Annotated in this window: 16 protein-coding genes; 7 read left to right on the forward strand and 9 right to left on the reverse strand. The window is 68.9% G+C overall.

What is annotated here, in order from left to right:
* Position 1: 1 nt before the first annotated feature.
* From L687_RS31735 to L687_RS43350, 5 genes are read right to left on the reverse strand one after another with little or no spacing between them, the layout of a single operon-like run.
* On the reverse strand, positions 2–1,309 hold the full coding sequence (locus L687_RS31735; RefSeq protein WP_021199839.1) for a DUF58 domain-containing protein: 1,308 nt from the start codon (positions 1,307–1,309) through the stop codon (positions 2–4).
* Positions 1,310–2,233: an AAA family ATPase gene (locus L687_RS31740; RefSeq protein WP_208323723.1), complete on the reverse strand. Its 924-nt coding sequence runs from the start codon at positions 2,231–2,233 to the stop codon at positions 1,310–1,312.
* A gap of 44 nt (positions 2,234–2,277) precedes the next feature.
* Positions 2,278–3,513 carry a DUF4350 domain-containing protein gene (locus L687_RS31745; protein ID WP_021199841.1) on the reverse strand — a complete coding sequence of 412 codons (1,236 nt, stop codon included), beginning with the start codon at positions 3,511–3,513 and terminating at the stop codon, positions 2,278–2,280.
* Positions 3,510–4,151, reverse strand: coding sequence for a DUF4129 domain-containing protein (locus L687_RS31750; protein ID WP_029258253.1), 642 nt, complete (start codon positions 4,149–4,151; stop codon positions 3,510–3,512). Before L687_RS31750 ends, L687_RS31745 begins: the two co-directional genes overlap by 4 nt.
* Positions 4,148–5,638 (reverse strand): hypothetical protein, encoded by a 1,491-nt coding sequence (locus L687_RS43350; protein WP_031207360.1) that lies wholly within the window; start codon positions 5,636–5,638, stop codon positions 4,148–4,150. Before L687_RS43350 ends, L687_RS31750 begins: the two co-directional genes overlap by 4 nt.
* Before the next feature lie 119 nt (positions 5,639–5,757).
* On the opposite strand from L687_RS43350, the gene mtrA reads away from it, so the two are divergent.
* The 5 genes from mtrA to hpf all read left to right on the forward strand — a co-directional run bounded on the left by mtrA (position 5,758) and on the right by hpf (position 11,370).
* Positions 5,758–6,438: an MtrAB system response regulator MtrA gene (gene mtrA / locus L687_RS31760; RefSeq protein ID WP_021199844.1), complete on the forward strand. Its 681-nt coding sequence runs from the start codon at positions 5,758–5,760 to the stop codon at positions 6,436–6,438.
* A 7-nt stretch (positions 6,439–6,445) separates the two neighbouring features.
* Positions 6,446–8,125 carry an MtrAB system histidine kinase MtrB gene (gene mtrB, locus L687_RS31765; protein ID WP_021199845.1) on the forward strand — a complete coding sequence of 560 codons (1,680 nt, stop codon included), beginning with the start codon at positions 6,446–6,448 and terminating at the stop codon, positions 8,123–8,125.
* Positions 8,122–9,840 (forward strand): LpqB family beta-propeller domain-containing protein, encoded by a 1,719-nt coding sequence (locus L687_RS31770; RefSeq protein WP_021199846.1) that lies wholly within the window; start codon positions 8,122–8,124, stop codon positions 9,838–9,840. The genes mtrB and L687_RS31770 overlap by 4 nt, the downstream gene beginning before the upstream one ends.
* Before the next feature lie 93 nt (positions 9,841–9,933).
* On the forward strand, positions 9,934–10,578 hold the full coding sequence (locus L687_RS31775) for a ComF family protein (RefSeq protein WP_021199847.1): 645 nt from the start codon (positions 9,934–9,936) through the stop codon (positions 10,576–10,578).
* Positions 10,579–10,713: 135 nt separating this feature from the next.
* Positions 10,714–11,370, forward strand: a complete 657-nt coding sequence (gene hpf / locus L687_RS31780) for a ribosome hibernation-promoting factor, HPF/YfiA family (protein WP_029258249.1) — start codon at positions 10,714–10,716, stop codon at positions 11,368–11,370.
* A gap of 76 nt (positions 11,371–11,446) precedes the next feature.
* Here the strand turns inward: hpf and L687_RS31785 are convergent, their stop codons facing one another.
* Positions 11,447–12,775, reverse strand: a complete 1,329-nt coding sequence (locus tag L687_RS31785; protein WP_021199849.1) for a hypothetical protein — start codon at positions 12,773–12,775, stop codon at positions 11,447–11,449.
* Positions 12,776–12,880: 105 nt separating this feature from the next.
* Positions 12,881–13,501 (reverse strand): PadR family transcriptional regulator, encoded by a 621-nt coding sequence (locus tag L687_RS31790; RefSeq protein WP_021199850.1) that lies wholly within the window; start codon positions 13,499–13,501, stop codon positions 12,881–12,883.
* 190 nt (positions 13,502–13,691) lie between these two features.
* On the opposite strand from L687_RS31790, the gene secA reads away from it, so the two are divergent.
* Complete coding sequence (gene secA / locus L687_RS31795) at positions 13,692–16,493, forward strand: preprotein translocase subunit SecA (RefSeq protein WP_031207366.1); 2,802 nt, start codon at positions 13,692–13,694, stop codon at positions 16,491–16,493.
* Positions 16,494–16,557: 64 nt separating this feature from the next.
* Positions 16,558–17,784 (forward strand): pyridoxal phosphate-dependent aminotransferase, encoded by a 1,227-nt coding sequence (locus L687_RS31800; RefSeq protein ID WP_021199852.1) that lies wholly within the window; start codon positions 16,558–16,560, stop codon positions 17,782–17,784.
* Here L687_RS31800 and L687_RS31805 read toward each other — a convergent pair.
* Together L687_RS31805 and L687_RS31810 are read right to left on the reverse strand one after the other, a co-directional pair.
* Positions 17,708–18,949, reverse strand: coding sequence for an AAA family ATPase (locus tag L687_RS31805; protein ID WP_021199853.1), 1,242 nt, complete (start codon positions 18,947–18,949; stop codon positions 17,708–17,710). The genes L687_RS31800 and L687_RS31805 overlap by 77 nt on opposite strands.
* Positions 18,946–19,566 (reverse strand): SAF domain-containing protein, encoded by a 621-nt coding sequence (locus L687_RS31810; RefSeq protein ID WP_021199854.1) that lies wholly within the window; start codon positions 19,564–19,566, stop codon positions 18,946–18,948. Before L687_RS31810 ends, L687_RS31805 begins: the two co-directional genes overlap by 4 nt.
* Positions 19,567–19,579 lie beyond the last annotated feature (13 nt).

A 19,579-nucleotide genomic window follows, 5' to 3' on the forward strand; every position in this document is an offset into this window, starting at 1 on the left:
GTCAGAGTCGACCGGCGGCCTTCAGCTCGAGGTAGCGGTCGGCGATCCGCGGTGGGAGGTCTTCCGGATCGGCGGCGATCGCTTCGCCCCCGGCCCTGCGGATCGCGTCGGCGACGTTCTCCGCGTCGCGGAGAGTTCGCTCGGCGGCCGCGGCGAGATACACGTCCTCGCGGGAATCACGACGGCGCGCGAGAGCGGAGATGCCGTCGTCGGTCACGGATCCGACGAGGACCGTGGTCGCACGTGAGGCGTTCGGGAAGGCACCGAGGAAGCCACGGGCCGACTCGGCCGCGTCCTGCGCCGTCAGGGCCACGATCAGCGAGGGCCGCGTCGTGAGCGAGCGCACGGCGGCGAATGCGCCGTGCCAGTCCGTGTCGACGAGCCGCGCGTGCACGGGAGCCATGGCGTCGGTCAGAGCCGGAAGCAACGCGGCGCCGTCGACCCCGGTGACCCGACCGCGGACGACCCTGTCGTACATCAGCAGGTGCACGTGATCACCGGCACGCGAGGCGAGCGCCGCCAGCAGCAGTGCCGCCTCGAGCGCGGCATCAACGCGCGTACCGTCGCCGACACGAGCTGCCGCTGTACGTCCGGTGTCGATGATGATCACCACATGACGGTCCCGTTCCGGTCGCCAGGTGCGCAGCATCGTCGTTCCTGCGCGGGCGGTCGCCCGCCAGTCGATCGAGCGCACGTCGTCCCCGCGCACGTACTCACGCAATGAATCGAACTCGGTACCCTGACCGCGCACCTGGATGCTCGTGTTGCCATCCAGCTCGCGCAGCCGAGCGAGGCGGGACGGAAGGTGCTTGCGCGAGGAGAAGGCAGGGAGCACGCGGATCGCTCCGCGGACGGAATGCCGTGCCTGCCGGCCCGCGATGCCGAGTGGTCCGCGGGAGCGGATCATCACGAACTCGCTGGCCAGTTCCCCGCGACGGCGGGGGAGGAGCGGAATGGCGACACGGCCGCGCTCACCCGGCGGGACGACCAGGTGCTGCCGGTCCGACGGCGCCCCCGCCGTCGGCTGCCATGCGTCGCGAAGCAGGGCGTGCAGTGGCTTGGTGCCGTGGTTGTGCACGGCCACGCTCACCGGGACCGGCTCCCCGATGCGCACACGCGCGGGCACTCTGCGACTCACCGTCACCGATCGGGGGCTCGCCGCGAGCGCGACGTCGACGGCGACGAGCAGCGCGCACAGGCCGATCCAGGCGCCGAGGACCGCGTACGCCGGATAGCCCGCGAGTCCAGCGATGACGAGCGGGAAGACGCCCACGGCGAGGGCGACGGCGAGGCGGCCGGTGACGAACACCTAGATCGGCACCCGGGTCTGCTGCACCACGGAGGTGAGCACCGCGTCGGCGGACACGCCTTCCATCTGCGCGTCGGGTCGCAACTGGAGGCGGTGACGCCACACGGGCACCAGCATCGTCTGCACGTGGTCGGGGGTCACCGCGGAGGAGGCGTTGAGCCACGCCCACGCCTTCGCCGCCGCGAGCAGACCGGTCGATGCGCGCGGGCTGGCACCGAGTTCGACCGACGGAGACTGACGGGTCGCCCGAGCGAGGTCGACGACGTAGCCGAGCACGTCGTCCGTGACCTCGACGGCGGCGGCCGCCTGCTGGGCTGCGCGGATCTCGTCGGCGGTGACCACCGCCTCCACACCGGTCAGCTCGCGCGGCGAGAAGCCCTCCGCGTGCCGACGCAGCACCGAGACCTCCGCGTCGCGTTCGGGCATGCCGACGACGAGCTTCATCAGGAAGCGGTCCAGCTGCGCCTCGGGCAGTGAGTAGGTGCCCTCGTGTTCGATCGGGTTCTGCGTCGCGGCGACGAGGAACGGGTCGGGCAGGGGGCGACTGACACCGTCAGCCGACACCTGGCGCTCCTCCATGGCTTCCAGGAGCGCGGCCTGGGTCTTCGGCGGCGTGCGGTTGATCTCGTCCGCGAGCAGGATGTTCGTGAACACCGGGCCGGCGCGGAAGTCGAACTCGCCGGTGCGCGCGTCGTACACGAGCGAGCCGGTGACATCGCCCGGCATCAGGTCGGGAGTGAACTGGACGCGTTTGGTGTCGAGGCCGAGCGCTCGTGCGAAGGAGCGGACGACCAGCGTCTTCGCGACGCCCGGCACACCCTCGAGGAGCACATGGCCTCGGGCGAGCAGCGACACGAGCAGCCCGGTGACGGTGCCGGCCTGGCCGACCACCGCCTTGTCGACCTCGGTGCGCACCCGGTGCATGGCCTGGCGCAGTGCGGCGTCGTCGGTGGGATGGTTCTCAACGGTCACGTGTTTCCCTCTGCTTCTCGGGGATGGGTGGTCGGTTCTGATCGGTCGACGTGCGTGCTGTCGTCCACTGCGGTCTCGAGCTCGTCGAGGCGTCTGGCGAGGTCGACCAGAGCGGCGTCGTTCTCGGGGAGCGGCCCGGCGAGCAGCGCCTGGAGCGTGCCCCGGGGAATCCGCAGACGATCAGAGGCCGCATCCGCGACCTCGTCTGCGCCTGCGTGGACGGCGAGTCCGAGCCGTCGAGCCAGTCGTCGCTGGGTTCCGTCGCGGAGCGCCTGCCCGGCGTGCGGTGCATCTGCGGCTCTGGCCGTGAGACGCGCACGTCCGTGCATCGTCTCCGACGCCCGCACGGTGACCGGCAGCGTCTCGGCGACCAGGGGACCGAACCGCTGACCACGCCAGATCGCCGTGGCGATCCCCGCGATGATCAGCAGCAGGATCGCAGGTGTGACCCAGGGAGGCGTGAGACTGCCGAGGGTGTCGACCGGCTCGGCCTCGATGTCCGAGTCCGCGAAGCTGGGGACGTACCAGACGACGCGATCGGTCTGACCCAGCAGCGCCAACCCGAGGGCGGCGTTGCCGTTCTCGGCGAGATAGGCGTTGCCGAAGAGCCTGGTGCCCTCCACCACCACTCGTTCGGGCGTGGAACGGCGGTCCACGAGGACGGCGGCGCCCTCGGCATCGCCGAAGCAGGCCTGCACGCCGTCCGCCGGGGTGAACAGGCGGTCGGCACGGATGGTCCCGACCCTCGCGAACTCGGCGACGTCGCAGTCGGGGGCCGCCGCCGGCAGTGTTCCCGTGGCGTTCTCTCCGATGCCGAGCTCGTTCAGCAGGTGCGTGCCGGTCGAGAGGAACACGACGCGCCCCGCCGGAGCGGTGAGCGTCTCCAGGGCTTCGTCGGTCAGGGTGTACGGGTTGGCCATCACGAGTGTCGTGTCTTCGTCGATCGCTGTGAGCGCCTCGGCCCGCGAGCGGCGGACGTCGACCTCGACGCCCTGATCGCGCAGGATGTCCGCGAGCGCGAGGGCGCCGCCGTCGTCTCGGGCTTCGGGGTCGAGGGCACCGCGCGCGCCGGGGGCGGTCACGGCGACACGCAGTCCGACCGCAGCGACGATCAGGACCAGGGCGGCGACGATCGTCCATCCGATGATCGTCTTGGCCCGGCTCGGGCGGTGTTCCGCCGTGGAAGGGGCAGCCGGAGAGGAGGCGGCGTGGTCAGGCTCGATCACGGTCATGCCGGCACCGCCTCGGGGCGGCGTGCGCGGATCCGATCATCGATGTCGACGAGATCCCGATAGGTCTCGGCGCTCGCGGTGTGCCCGAGGTAGCGGACGTCGTCGAAGGAGGAGGCTGCTCGACGCATGGCGGCTGCCTCGTCGACGAACACCGTGCTCGCCTCGCGGGCGATCGACTGCGCCGTCGCGCCCGGCGCCGGATCGATCAGATCGCGCTCCCGCAGGCTGCGCGCGATCGCCCGGTACCGGAGGATCGTCGCGGCGTCCCAGTCTCGTTCGCGGGCGGCCCGCTCGGCATCCGATCTCAGCTGCGCCGCACTGCGATCGTCGGCCGCTCCGAGGAGGTCCCCCTGTGCCCGCCTGACGGCGCGAGAGCTGCGCGGTCTGCCCCAGATGATGAGAGCGGCGACCAGCGCGGCCGCGATGATGACGATGACGATGATGAGGGCGGACGGCCCGATGCCCGCCCCGTTGCCGGAGCTGAACAGGTCGGCGAGGAAACGGCCGATGTCACGCGCCAGGAGATCGAACCACGTGGGCTTCGCGTCGGCGTAGCGAGGGTTGGAGAGCTCTTCCTCCGCCCAGCGTCGGGCTTCGTCCCCGTCGGGGACGAACAGGTCGTCGAACGGTCGGATCATGCGGTGCCGTCTGCGCCGGGCGCGGCCCACCCGCCGTCATCGGGTGCTGCTTCCGCTGAGGGCACGCTCGGCATGGTGGATGTTCCCGATGCGGCGGTCGGCGCGGGAGGCGGCGGTGGCGGGAACGCGACGGCAGGCGGTGTCACGGGCGCCGCCGCCGGATACGGCATCGAAGGCTGCGCCGGCTGGCCCTGCGCCGGCTGGCCCTGCGCGGGGTACGGCTGTGCGGGGTACGGCTGTGCGGGGTACGGCTGCGCGGGGTACGGCTGCGCGGGATACGGCTGCGCGGGGTACGGCTGTGCGGGATATGCCTGAGGCGCTCCCGGCTCTCCGAACGTCGGCTGTGCGCCGTAGGGCGGATACCCGTAGCCCTGCGACATCATGACGTGCTCCGGCACCTGGCGGGGCGGCGGTGCAGAGGTGACGGCCCGTGACGGATCGACGCGGAACGGATCGTCCTGCTGCTCGTCGGTCCAGCCGAGGTCACGGCGCTCCACGTATGCGATCAAGGTCTGGTCCAGACCCTCGTAGCGCATCCGGCAGTCGAGGTAGACGAGCGCCGATCCGGTGCTCTGGACCACGAGGGTGATCGCCTGGATGACGAGGAGCAGGATCTGCGGGGCGATCAAGGTCACGACGAAGGCGACCACCGCACTCGGGTCCTCTGCTCCTGTGGGCGCGACGACCGAGCCGAGGAGAGAGCCGAGCAGCGTGGCGGGGACGCTGACGACCTGGGCCGCGATGCCCATGATCGCGCTGATGAGGAAGGTCACACCGAACGCGACCCAGAAGCGCCCGCGGGTGAGCCTCCAGGAGCGGACGAAAGCGTCTCGGAAACGTGCACGCTCGAGGACCAAGATCGACGGTACGAGCAGCAGCTTCGTGGTGAGCCACACCGCCAGCGGGATGCAGGCGAGGACGATGACGATCACCACGAGCACGACGACGCCGACCATCTCGGCGCTCCCGCCCATGCCGCCGGCGATGAAGGCCGCGATGATGACGGCAGCGATGATGAAGATGCCGAACACGGCCGCGACGGAGAGGGAGGCGAAGCCGGCGAGTCGCCAGAACGCCGGGGCCATCCGGCGCCACAGCATCCGCAGCGTCGCCTTCACTCCGATCGCGGCATAGCCGATCTCCGCGGCGACGACGCCTTGCATCATCGCCGTGAAGGCGATCGAGGCGACACCCACGGCGAGCCCGGCGATCAGGTTCACCGCGATGGTCCCCGCCATCACCGCTTCGAAGTCCGGAGAAGAGGGAGAGACGGTCTCCAGGCGGCTGAACGTCGTGAAGAAGACGACGCCCATGACCACGGCCGTGACGACCACCACGACGAGCTGGATGACCACGGCGAAGCCGAAGAGCACCTTCGGGTTGTGCCGAAGCGCGGCGAAGGCCTTTCCCAGCAGCATTCCGAACGAGAGCGGATGAAGGGGGATGATGCCCTTCTTCGGGGCAGGCGTCCACGTCTGTCCGGTCACAGGCACTCCCTCTCCATCGTGCGTTCCCATCGTGTCATATCCCTCGCGCGGCGCGTCATATCCCGCACACGGTGCGCAGACCTGGGATCGCTGGGACTCGGTGCCATAAGGTAACTCTTATGACCTCACGTATTCTCGTGGTCGACGACGACACCGCGCTCGCCGAGATGATCGGGATCGTGCTGCGGACCGAAGGCTTCGAGCCGGTCTTCTGCGCGGACGGTGCGCGCGCCGTCGACGAGTGGCGAGCGCAGCGACCCGACCTCGTGCTGCTCGACCTCATGCTCCCCGGCATGGACGGGATCGAGATCTGCACCCGCATCCGTGCCGAGTCCGGCGTGCCGATCATCATGCTCACCGCGCGCAGCGACACCGCCGATGTCGTCCGCGGGCTCGAGGTGGGCGCCGACGACTACATGGTCAAGCCTTTCAACCCGAAGGAACTGGTCGCCCGCATCCGCACCCGGCTTCGTCCCACGCCGCAGGCCACGAGCGAGCAGCTCCGCGTCGGCGACCTCACCGTCGACGTCGATGCGCACGAGGTCCGTCGGGGGACGGCTCCGATCGCGCTCACGCCGTTGGAGTTCCAGCTTCTCGTCGCACTCGCGTCGAAGCCCCAGCAGGTGTTCTCCCGGGAGATGCTCCTGGAGCAGGTGTGGGGCTACCACTACAAGGCCGACACCCGACTGGTGAACGTGCATGTGCAGCGCCTGCGCGCGAAGGTGGAGCTCGACCCCGACAACCCGAAGATCGTCATGACGGTGCGCGGCGTGGGCTACCGCGCCGGGAGCGTCGGCTAGGAGCACGATGGCCGCGACGACAGCGACCACCGCGACGGTCGCTGTCCTGCGCGACTGGCGAGGTTGGCCGACGATGCTCGGCATCCTGTGGCGCCGCTCCTTGCGGTTCCGCACGCTCTCGATCACCCTGCTCGCGACCTCCCTGGCGATCTTCATCACGTGCGTGACGATGGCTCTCGTCATCCAGAACGATCTCTTCATCTCCCGCAAGGACGTCGCCCTCGAAGACTCCCGCCGCGCGGTCGATCAGGCGCAGGGGATCCTGGACGTGGCCGAGGTGGGGGATGACTCCGCGGCCCTCACCGAACTGTGGAACAGCGTCCAGTCGAATCTCACCCGCACGTCCAGCACCGATCAGCTCGCCGGCTTCAAGATCGACAATGCGAACGGGGTCCGACTGAACGGCTTCGAGGCCGGGCTGAGCAGGAGCCTGCTGAGCCCGGAGCTCCAGGCGCGCGTCGTGGAGTTCGACGACCGCCAGGCCTGGCAGTCGGTGGCTCTGCCCTCCCCGGACGGGGGAGAGGTTCCCGGAATCATCGTCGGGCAGCAGCTCCAAGTGCCGGAAGCCGGGGCGTTCGCGATCTACTTCGCCTACGACCTCGGCGACGCGGACCAGACCCTGGTGTTCGTGCAGCGGACGCTGTGGATCGCGGGGATCGGTCTCGTGGCGATCGTCGCCGCGATCTCATGGATCGTCCTCCGCGCCGTCTCGACCCCGATCGTGCAGGCTGCGGAGACCAGCGCGCGGCTGGCGGCGGGGGATCTCGGCGTGCGCCTCGAAGTACACGGAGAAGACGAACTCGCCACTCTCGGACGGTCGTTCAACGCGATGGCCGACAGCATCGAGTCGCAGATCAAGGAACTCGGCGAGCTGTCGATGGTGCAGCAGCGGTTCGTGTCGGACGTGTCGCACGAGCTGCGGACTCCGCTGACCACCATCCGTCTCGCCGCGGACATGCTCAACGATCAGCGTGAGGAGTTCGACCCCACCACCGCCCGCACGGCCGAGTTGCTGCACGCCCAGGTGCAGCGCTTCGAGACCTTGCTGTCGGATCTGCTCGAGATCAGCCGTTATGACGCGGGATCGGTGCAGCTCGAGTTGGAGGCGACGAGTCTCACCCACCTGGCCGAGGACATCATCGAGCAGATGCGTCCGCTGGCCGAGGGGCACGGCACCGAGCTGCGGCTGGTGGCACCGGGCGGCTACTCGCCCGTCGACATGGATCCGCGTCGGGTGCGCCGGGTGCTGCGCAACCTGATCGGCAACGCGATCGAGCACGGCGAGGGACGCCCGGTCGTCGTCACGGTCGACAGCAACCAGCACGCGGTCGCCGCCGGGGTGCGGGATTTCGGCCTGGGCATGGAGCCGGCCGATGCGGAGCGTGTCTTCGATCGCTTCTGGCGCGCCGACCCTTCGCGTCAGCGCACGATCGGGGGGACGGGACTCGGGCTCTCGATCGCCCTGGGAGATGCGACCCTGCACGGCGGTACCCTCGACGTCTGGTCCGAACTCGGCGTCGGGACGAACTTCGTGCTCACGATTCCCCGACACGGTGGAGTGCTGGACGGTCCGAGCCCGATCCCGATCGAACCCCAGGAGCCCTTCGCGGAGCTCGGCGACGCGACCCAGCCGATCTCGCTGACGGACGCGCCCGCCGGCATGTTCGATGAGGAGGACTGGTCGTGACCGAGCGGAGACCGAATCGGCGGCTGCGAGGCCTCGCGCTGATACTCGTCGCAGCGCTGCTTCCCGCATGCGCGGGGTTGCCGACGAGTGGTGACGTCGCGGTCGGCCTCAAGCTGGGGGAGTCCCCGCAGGACGTCGACATCCTCCCCGTGGCCTCCGGCCCGATCACCGGTGCGGGACCCGAGGAGATCGTCGAGGGCTTCCTCGAGGCCGGTATCACGACGACCGACAACTGGGACACCGCACGCGACTTCCTCGCGCCTTCGTTGCAGCGCAGCTGGAGCCCGTCGGCAGGGGTGTCGATCGACATCGGCACGGACACCAGGACCGTCACCTCTTCGGTCCCCGACGATGAGGTGGAGAGTGCGGACACCGCAGAGGTCCAGGTCACGCTCGACCTGGTCGCGAGTGTCGATGACGCCGGAGAGTACTCCGAGGCCCTCGGATCGTCCAACGTGGCATTCACGCTGCAGCGGATGGAGAACGGCGAATGGCGCATCACGCAGGCGCCGGACGGCGTGGTGATCGATGAGACGCGATTCACCAAGGTGTTCGAAGGGTATCCGTTGCAGTACTTCGACCTCGGCTGGTCGAGGCTGGTGCCCGACATGCGCTGGTTCCCGCGGCGCCAGAGCCCCGCGACGACGGTGGCACGGGCGCTCATCGGCGGCGAGCCCAGCGAGTGGTTGGACCCCGCAGTGCAGAACGCGTTCCCCGCCGACGTGCAGTTGGCGCAGGACGCGGTTCCCATCGTCGGCCAGGTGGCGGATGTCGCGCTCACCCGCCCCGCCTCGGGCCTCGATGCCGCCACGCTCTCCCGGATGCGCACCCAGCTCCAGGCGACCCTCCGCGCTGCCGGCGTCGCGGTGACCGAGGTCCGGTTCACGGTGGACGGCCGCAACCTCGAGGCCGGGGTGGCGGATGTCGTCCCCCCGTCGGCCACGACGGGCACTCTCGTGCTGCAGAACGGCGCGTTCGGGCGGATCGTCGGCGATGAGATCTCGCCCATCCCCGGTATCAGCTCGGAGATCAGCGCCGTCACGCAGCCGATCGTCTCCATCGACGTCGCCGCCGATGACTCCCGCGCCGCCGTGCAGCTCGCCGATCAGCACGTGTATCTGATCGGCGAAGGCAGCCTCGACGAGCTGGACGCCCGTCCTGGTCTCATCAAGCCCTCACTCGATCCGTACGGCTACACCTGGTCGGTCCCCGCGGGAGCACCGGCGGCGGTGCAGGCGGCGGGAAGCGATGCCGTCGGGCATCAGATCGCGAAGGCATGGCCGAGCGCATCGACGATCTCTCATCTGCGGGTATCGGCAGACGGCGCCAGGGTGGCGGCCGTGGTGACCGTCGGCAAGCAGATGTGGGTGGTCGTCGCGGCGGTCGTCCGTGACGCCGCCGGCATCCCGATCGAGCTCGGCGAGTTCACGCAGCTGACCCAGCTCTCCGAGCCGGCGATGGGTTTGGTGTGGCTGGGGGCCGATCGTGTGGGTGTGCTCGCCGACCAGAGCAGCCCGCGTCTCCTCACCCAGGTGGTCGGCGGTCCGGGGTCTGCGGAGGCCGCACCGAGCAACGCCCTCTCGATCGCCGGCGCACGCACCGCGTCCGGGGTGAGGATCCTCGGCTCCAACGGCGAGCTGTTCGCGCACGCGGGGTCGGCCTGGCGCGAGGTCGCCTCCGACGTCTCCGTGCTCGCGACACGCGTGGGTGAATGACCTTCCCTGCACGGAGGGGACCTGCCTTCAGCTCATTCGCGCAACGGGGATGATCGGCAACTCCGGCGGAGGTCGAGGGCGCAGGATCTTCGAATGTGGAAGACAAGGGGTCCCCGCGGCGTCGGTGCCGAGATCGCCGCATTCCTCCTCGCTGCCACGTGTGCCGGATGCGATGAGCCGGCCACGCTCCTGTGCGGGCGGTGTGAAGCGGCGCTCCGGCCCGCCCTGCAGCTCGGGCAGACCCCTCGAGGCATTCCGGTCCGAACCGCCCTCGTGTTCGATGGGGTGGCCGCGCGCTGCATCCGCCGTCTGAAGGGAGAGGGGGAGACGCTTCTCGCCCGCCCCCTCGGCGCCGCCCTGGCGGCGGTGCTCGAGCCTGTGGTCACGCCGAGCACGTGGATCGTGCCGGTCCCGACCAGGAGAAGCGCGTTTCGGCGTCGCGGATACCGCGTGCCCGAGCTCTTGATCCGTCGCGCGCACGCAGAGCCTCAGCGATTGCTCTCGTTTGCGGACCGTACCGCCGATCAGCGCGGCCTCGGTGCACGCGCACGAGAGTCCAACGTGCATGGTGCGATGCAAGCACGCCGGTCAGGTGGGGGCACAGAGGCGGTCATCGTCGACGACGTCGTCACGACGGGGGCGACCCTCGACGAAGCGGCACGAGCACTGGCATCGACCGGCTTCCGCGTCGTGGCGGCGGTCGCGCTCGCCGCCACGCCGCGTCGTGGCGGATTCTGATGAAGCTCATCGGGAATGCACCGGCGACACAGCGGAATGATCCCGTGACATCCGTCGGCGGGCGGACTACGGTGGGGGGACACAAGGCGACCACGGTCCGCCCTTGGCCGGGAGGACCGGGACAAGGAGGCAGCAATGGAAACAAGCATCGTTGGCGTCGGAGTGGGTATCACCGATCGCTTCCGAACCGTTGTCGAAGAGAAGATCGCCAAGATCCAGATGCTCGCGTCTCGCGCGCAACGGCTGGACGTGAAAGTCACCCATCGCGTATATCGCAACGGTCATGTCCCGGATGAGACCGTCGAGCTGACCTTGATCGGCAAGGGTCCGGTCGTCCGCGCAGAGGCGACGGATGGAGACAAGTTCGTGGCCCTCGACCTCGCGGTCGACAAGATGTCCGAGCAGCTGCGTCGCGCGAAGGAGAAGCGAGTCGACGGACGACAGCATCCGCGCGGCGCGCATTTCGAGAAGGAGAGTGGAGCGCTCGAGGGCATCGACGTCCAGCCGGCATCGGCCGACATCCTCCATGCGGTCGCGACCGGCAGCGTGCCGGTGCAGCAGACCGAAGAAGACGACTATTCGCCCGTGGTCATCCGCACGAAGAGCTTCGATGCCGAATGGATGACCGTCGAAGAGGCGGTCGACAGGATGGAGCTGGTCGGACACGACTTCTTCCTCTTCGTCGACGTCCGCACCGACCACCCGAGCGTCGTCTATCGACGCAAGGGCTGGGACTACGGTGTCATCGCGTTGAGCACTCAGGCTCCGCCGTCCGAGGCGCTCGCCTCCTGATCTGAATCGCAGAACGGCCCGATCCCGTGAGGGGCCGGGCCGTTTCTGTGTCGAGGGATGCGGCGGAGACTGAATGTCAGTCGAAGATGCCGTCCAGCAGACTGCCGATCACGAGGCCACCGAGGATGCCCGAGGCGAGATCGCCGCCGCCACCGCCGCGCCGTCCGCCGCCGCCGCTCCAGCCGCCACCGCCGCCCCAGTTCTGATCCTGGGGACGCGAGGAATCGATGTCGCGCTGCGCGAGCTGCAGCGCTTCGGAGGCCAGGTGCGCGACGCGACGCGCCTGGACGAGCGCCGCTTCGCGAGTGTCCTCGGCGGGGAGGAGGTCGGACAGATCGACGCGAAGGCGCTCCGCCTCGGCGAGGCGGGTGCGGGCGTCGGCACCGATCCAGCCGCGGTGTCCGGAGATGAGGCCGCGCGCCACCCCCAGCTGCCGGTCGGCATCGTCGATCGCGTGCTGCACCTGAGCGATGCTCGGGAGAGGGTTCTCGGCGCGGTGACGGGCCTGAGCGATCGCCTGGTCGAGGGCCGAGTTCGCGTCGCGCAGCTGGGACAGCTCGGCAAACGGATCGTTGGGCTGTCCGGAGGGCGTCAGCGCGCCCAGCGCGGCCTGGAGTGCGGCGACCGCCTGGGCGACGGCAGGCACGTTCGGGGCTGTCCGCGCCGCGATGAGATCGCCGCGGGAGTCGGCGACCACCTCGGCCAGGGTGGATTCGGCGCGCAGGGCCTCGATCTCGAAGTCCTCCACCGCATCGAGCAGGGCAGACGCACGGCGGGTGGCTTCCGTCGCCGTCTCGAGGGCGACGTTGGCCTCCTCGTTCTGCTTCGCCGCGCGACGGCGTTCCGACACGTCGGCGCTGTGCGTAGCGAAGCTGATGAGCTGCTCCGCCTCCGCCGCGCTGGCGGTGATCTGGTGCATGGCGGAATCGGCGTACCGGGCCGAGAGGCGGGAGACGGCTTCGTTGGTCTGGGGGATGCGGGCGCTGAGCGCGGCTGCCTCGGCCCGCACCTGCGCGATGATCTCCGGGGCGCGTCGCACCTTGGCGACCGACTCGGCGAGGACGGAGGTCTTCTCGTCGAGCAGGTCCTGCGCCCAGTCGCAGAGCTGGAGGATGCGCGCGTTGCGCGTACGCAGCTCCTCGTCGGTGTCCGGGATCTCGTCGTGGTTCAGCTGGTGGAGCTGGAACGCTTCGCGCAAGTGGGTGCGCACCGCAGCGAGTGCCGTGCGCAGATCAGCGGTGAGCGACTCGCCGAGCTCGGCTTCCGCGAAGGAGAGCTCGTCGGAGGTCGTGCGGATCCGCTCGTCGGCGCTGACCAGGGCCTGCTCAGCACGTCGAGCCAGATCGGCATCCTGTGCGGCGAGTTCTTCCTGTTCGCGTTTGCGTCTGCCCCAAAATCCAGCCATGACCCGATCCTAGTTTCCCCGGGCACAGGGATGGCTGAGCATCCGCTCGGGGCGAACGGCGATCCCGTGTCCGTCCTGGCGTGCGGAGCGCGCCTGTGACGTGGGTCAGAGTGCCGGGAGGGCGTCGGACATCGCCGACACGGTCTTCGCGGGTCGCCCGCGCTTGGGGCGATCGGCGGTGAGCTCGAGCGCCATCGCATGGCGGGGATGCCCGCTGAGGCGCTGAGCGGTGTGATCGAGCCAGCGCACCTCGGCCTCCGCGGCGAAGATCATGGAGTCGGTCAGGAGGGCCCACGCGAGTCCTTCGGGATCGTCGGCGTCGCCCCGCGCTCGGCGCTCCTGCCGAAGAGCTTCCAGCTGTCGCAGGGAGGCCGATCGCTGGGCGAGGATGGCTGCGGTCGCATCGACGCCCGGAAGAGTCGCCGCGACCGCGAGCTTGATCGCGAGTTCGTCCCGGGTGCCCTGGGGGCGCACGACGGGGGAGGAGAGCCACTCGTCGACGTCGGCGATCCCGGCGTCCGTGATCCGCCAGTACACGTGTCCGCGATCGTCGGCCTCGCCGCGCGACACCAGGCCGTCGCGTTCGAGGCGCTCGAGGGTGTTGTAGATCTGCCCGACGTTCAACGGCCAGACCGATCCGGTGCGGCGATCGAATTCGTGGCGGAGCTGGTATCCGTAGCAGGGCCCCTGCGCGAGGATGGCGAGCAGGCTCTGGCGTACTGACATCGTTCGTCCCCCGTGACCGTTCTTTGGAATGCGATACCGAGTATATGGTTACCGGGCAACCCGACGATCCGACGCGCGGGACCGCCATGCAGGCGACGTGCAGGTCACAGCCCGGTAACATGGCGAAGTATGCCTGGCGTCGGGTTCACCGATGACCGGCGATTTACCCACTGACAGGGAGATGACATCCGTGGCCAATCCTCTTGAGAAGCTGCTGCGTGCGGGCGAAGGGCGGGTCATCCGCCGCCTGAATCAGGTCGTCAAGGCAGTGGGGGCGCTGGAAGAGGACATCTCCAAGCTCACCGACGACGAGCTGCGCAACGAGACCACGGAGCTGCGTGCTCGCTTCGAGAAGGGCGAGACGCTCGACCAGCTGATGCCCGAGGCGTTCGCCGCGGTGCGCGAGGCCGCCAAGCGCACGCTCGGAATGCGCGCGTACGACGTGCAGATCATGGGCGGCGCCGCACTCCATCTCGGCAACATCGCCGAGATGAAGACCGGTGAGGGCAAGACGCTGGTCGCCACGCTCCCGGCCTACCTGAACGCGATCGCCGGCAAGGGCGTCCACGTCATCACGGTCAACGACTTCCTCGCCAGCTATCAGGCCGAGCTCATGGGACGCGTGTTCCGCGCGCTCGGGATGACCACCGGCATCATCGTCTCCGGTCAGACTCCCGCGGTGCGCCGCGAGCAGTACGCTGCCGACATCACCTACGGCACGAACAACGAGTTCGGCTTCGACTACCTGCGCGACAACATGGCGTGGCGCAAGGAAGACCTCGTGCAGCGCGAGCACTTCTTCGCCATCGTCGACGAGGTCGACTCGATCCTCATCGACGAGGCGCGCACGCCGCTGATCATCTCGGGTCCGTCGTCGGGCGAGGCCAACCGCTGGTTCGCCGAGTTCGCGAAGATCGCCCGCACGCTCGAAGTCGGCGAGGACTACGAGGTCGACGAGAAGAAGCGCACCGTCGGCGTGCTCGAGCCCGGTATCGAGAAGGTCGAGGACTACCTCGGCATCGACAACCTCTACGAGTCCGCGAACACCCCGCTGATCTCCTTCCTCAACAACTCGATCAAGGCGCTGGCCCTGTTCAAGAAGGACACCGACTACGTCGTCATGAACGACGAGGTCATGATCGTCGACGAGCACACCGGCCGAATCCTGGTCGGTCGTCGCTACAACGAGGGCATCCACCAGGCCATCGAAGCCAAGGAGGGCGTGCCGGTCAAGGCCGAGAACCAGACCCTCGCCACCGTCACCCTGCAGAACTACTTCCGCCTGTACGACAAGCTCGCCGGCATGACCGGTACGGCCGAGACCGAGGCCGCCGAGTTCATGTCCACGTACAAGCTCGGTGTCATCCCGATCCCGACGAACCGTCCGATGATCCGCAAGGACCAGTCCGACCTCGTCTACAAGAACGAGACGGCGAAGTTCGCACAGGTCGTCGAGGACATCGCCGAGCGTCACGCATCCGGTCAGCCGGTGCTGGTGGGAACGGTGAGCGTCGAGAAGAGCGAATACCTGTCGCGCCTGCTCGCGAAGAAGGGCGTCAAGCACGAGGTCCTCAACGCGAAGAACCACGCACGCGAGGCCGAGATCGTCGCTCGGGCCGGTCGCCTGGGAGCCGTCACCGTCGCCACGAACATGGCCGGACGAGGAACCGACATCATGCTCGGTGGTAACGCCGAGTTCCTCGCCGTCCAGGAGCTCAAGGCCAAGGGCCTCGACCCCGTGGAGACGCCCGAGGAGTACGAGGTCGCGTGGGATGAGACCTACGAGGCGATGAAGGCCGTCGTCGCGGAGGAGGCCGAGAAGGTCATCGAGGCCGGCGGCCTCTACGTGCTCGGCACCGAGCGTCACGAGTCCCGCCGCATCGACAACCAGCTCCGTGGCCGTTCCGGACGTCAGGGCGACCCCGGTGAGAGCCGCTTCTACCTGAGCCTCACCGACGACCTGATGCGTCTGTTCCAGTCGGGGGCGGCCGAGGCGATCCTCGCCCGCACGAACTTCCCGGACGACGTGCCGATCGAGTCGGGGCTCGTGTCCCGTGCGATCCGCAGCGCGCAGTCGCAGGTCGAATCCCGCAACGCGGAGATGCGCAAGAACGTCCTCAAGTACGACGACGTCCTGAACCGCCAGCGCGAGGCCATCTACGCCGACCGCCGACACATCCTCCAGGGCGATGACATCGCCGACCGGGTGCAGCACTTCATCGAGGACGCCATCAGTGGCGTCGTGAAGGATCACACCGGGGAAGGTCACAACGAGAGCTGGGACTTCGATGCTCTCTGGACCGAGCTCAAGACCCTTTACCCCGTCGGCGTGACGATCGATGAGGTGGTGGCCGAGGCCGCCGACCGCAAGGGCGGAATCGATGCCGATGGACTCACCCGTGAGCTGCTCTCCGACGCCAAGATCGCGTATGAGGCGCGCGAGGAGTCGCTCGGCGAAGCCGCCACACGTGAACTCGAGCGTCGTGTCGTGCTCCAGGTGCTCGACCGCCGCTGGCGCGACCACCTCTACGAGATGGACTACCTCAAGGACGGCATCGGCCTGCGTGCGATGGCTCAGCGCGACCCGCTCATCGAGTACCAGCGCGAGGGCTACGCGATGTTCCAGTCGATGATGGGGCAGATCAAGGAGGAGTCGGTCGGCTACCTCTACAACCTCGAGGTCGAGGTGCGTCGTGCCGGTGACTCGCAGACCGCAGAGGTCGAGGCGAAGGGCCTCGCCACGGACGGCGGCGAGCAGCGACTCGAGTACTCCGCCGCGAACGATGCGGGAGAGGTCGAGGTGCGCAACGACCGCGGTCAGGTCCAGCAGGCGGCCACCGATCGCGTACGCCAGGCGGCGGCTCGCGCGCAGGCTCCGCAGACCGAGCCGGAGGAAGCGCCGCGCGGGGCTTTCGGTCAGCGCACCGATGCAGAGGCGCCCGCTGCCGGGAACCGCGAGCAGCGTCGCGCCCAGGGCAAGAAGAAGAAGTAGCGTCAGCGCAGGGAGGGCCAGTCCGCGTGGATTGGCCCTCCTTTCGTCGCTGTAGGCTTGGCCGATGACCCCAACGCGCAACTTCGACCAGTCGTCGAAGCTCAAGAACGTCCTGTACGAGATTCGCGGAAACGCCCTCGTCGAGGCGGCGCGGTTGGAAGCCGAGGGACACAAGATCCTCAAGCTGAACACGGGCAATCCGGCGATCTTCGGTTTCGACGCTCCGCACCAGATCGTGCGCGACATGCTCGCGGCGCTGCCGACGGCGCACGGCTACAGCGACAGCAAGGGCATCATCTCCGCACGGCGTGCTGTCGTGAGCCGCTATGAGGAGATCGAGGGCTTCCCTCGATTCGACCCCGATGACGTGTATCTCGGCAACGGTGTCTCCGAGCTCATCACGATGACCATGCAGGCGCTGCTGGATGAGGGCGACGAAGTGCTCATTCCGGCGCCGGACTACCCGCTCTGGACGGCGATGACCAGCCTCGCCGGCGGGACGCCCGTGCACTACCTCTGCGACGAGGATGACGAGTGGCAGCCGGACCTCGAGGACATCCGCTCGAAGATCACACCACGCACCAAGGCGCTCGTCATCATCAACCCGAACAACCCCACGGGCGTCGTGTACTCCCGTCAGATCCTCGAGGGGCTGGTGCAGATCGCCCGCGAGCACCAGCTGCTGCTGTTGTCGGACGAGATCTATGACCGCATCCTGTTCGACGGCGCCGTGCACATCCCGACAGCGACCCTTGCTCCCGATCTGCTGTGCCTGACCTTCAACGGCCTGTCCAAGACGTATCGGGTGGCGGGATACCGGTCGGGTTGGATGGTCATCACGGGACCACAGGACCACGCCAAGGGCTTCCTGGAGGGCATCACGCTCTTGGCGTCCACGCGACTCTGCCCGAACGTCCCGGCACAGCATGCCGTGCAGGCGGCGCTCTCCGGAGTGCAGTCGATCGAGGCGCTGATCGCTCCGACCGGTCGCCTGCACGAGCAGCGCGACATCGCATGGGAGGGGCTCGAGTCGATCCCCGGCGTCTCCTGCGTCAAGCCGCAGGGCGCCCTGTACGCATTCCCGCGGCTCGACCCGAATGTGCACGAGATCCGGGATGACGCACGGCTGGTGTACGACCTGCTGGTCTCGGAGCACATCCTGCTCGTTCAGGGCACCGGCTTCAACTGGGCGACCCCGGACCACCTCCGGCTCGTCACGCTCCCCGAACCCCGAGTGCTGAGCGAAGCCGTCGAACGACTGGGGAACTTCCTCTCGAGCTACCGGCAGTAGCGGTCTCCGCCTCGGCGGGACAGAGCGTCGTCGCCAGTCGTCTCACGGCGGCAGCGAAGGGCGAGCGGGGAGCCACATCGGTCATGGGGCGCGCATGCAGCAGCGCCGCGTCGGCCGCGCGCTGGTCGAACGGCAGGAAGACGACGTCGGTGATGCCCGCGAACCTCTCGAGCGTGCGCCGCACCTGCCCTCGCGCATCGATCCCGAGGGGCCCCGATCGCACCCGATTGACCACGACGACCACGGGAGTGCGTGCGGCGATGCGTCGCAGCTCGGCATGGTCGCGCACGAATCTGCTGATTCCGAGCGGATCGGCCGAGGCGACCGCGATGATCAGATCAGCCTCTTCCAATGTCGCCGAGGTCGCCGCGTGACGACGCGGCCCCGCGAGATCGTGCGTGACCTCGTCGTCGGCATCGAAGGCGTCGGACACATCGACGACGGTGTCCTCGATCCACTCGCGGCAGGCGGCGAACGTGGCTCTGAGGCGCGTCGCAGAGAGCTCCGGCCAACGGCTGGGACGGTTGATGCCGGGCAGCACCTCGATGTCCCCTCCGCCCGTGGAGACCGTGGTGGCGAGTCTGGTCAGTTCGGCGGAGTCGAGAGCCCCGCGCTCCGCCCGCCGGCACGCGGCGGCCACACCCGGTGAGTCGTCGCCGAGCCCGAGCAGGAGAGCGAGAGCCGGAGCGACGGTATCGGCGTCGACCAGAGCGGTCCTGCGTCCGGTGCGGGCGAGCTCGGCCGCCAGCTGGATAGCCAGCGTGGATCGCCCCGGGGCGCCATGCGGACCCCAGACGGCGATGACGCGGTGGGGGAGGATGGACGGCGGCCGCGGCGCCGCATCCGCCTCTGTCGCCAACGTCGCTGCGACCTCCCATCCCGCGGCGTCGGCGCGCAGGGCCGCGGACAGTCCGAGACGGCCCAGCAAACGGCTGTCCGCTCCGCCGAGAGCCAGGATGCGCACGCCGGCCCGATCGCACGTGGAGATCAGTTCTGGGGTCAGCACCGCGCGCGTGGCGGGGACGATGACGGCTTCGGTGCCGGGAGGGATCTCGACGCCCGGGGCGGGCACGACGATCGAGACCACCTCGATGCCTTCCAGTCCGAGTTCCGCGGCCAGCACGCTCGCGCGGGGCTCGGGAACCGCCACGACGACAGCCGTCACGATCCGGACCCGACCGGCACGACCGAGAGGGCGGCCCCACCGGTGATCGCGGCGAGCACGTCGGCCACATCGGCGCGGTCGATCACGACTTCGAGCTGGCTTCCGGTATCGGCGAGCACGCCCTCCTGGTCGAGCACGTCGTGCACGATCACGTCGGCGACGAGGATGCGCGGGACATCGTAGGACCTGCCCTCGTCGAGGGGCGGCGCCTGCCAGATCTCCACAACCGTGCCCGCCTCGACTCCTTCCGGGATCCCGGTGCTGCTCTGGATCACGACGGTCGTGGAACGGCTGCTGTCGGCGTCGGTCAGGGCTGACGTCGGAACGAGCTCGCCGCTCTGCAGAGTGCGCGCCGCCACGCTGCCAGGACGGACGTCTTCGGGCCCGAGATAGTCATCGGCCAACGAGCCCAGACCGACGTCGACGACCTGGAAGTCGGAGGAGGTCAGCTCCTCTCCCTGCGTGATCGTCCGCGTGGCCTGGAGGGCCGGTACCGCATGGTCTGACGCCGACACGATCAGCCAGACGCCTGCGATGGAGAGCGCTACCAGTGCGATGCCCACGAGGAAGCGGACGTCGCCCCAGAACGCACGCCGAGGAGGAGGGAGGGATGCCATGGCGATATCGTCA

The organism is Microbacterium maritypicum MF109 (assembly GCF_000455825.1).
In the GTDB taxonomy this organism is placed as follows: domain Bacteria; phylum Actinomycetota; class Actinomycetes; order Actinomycetales; family Microbacteriaceae; genus Microbacterium; species Microbacterium maritypicum_A.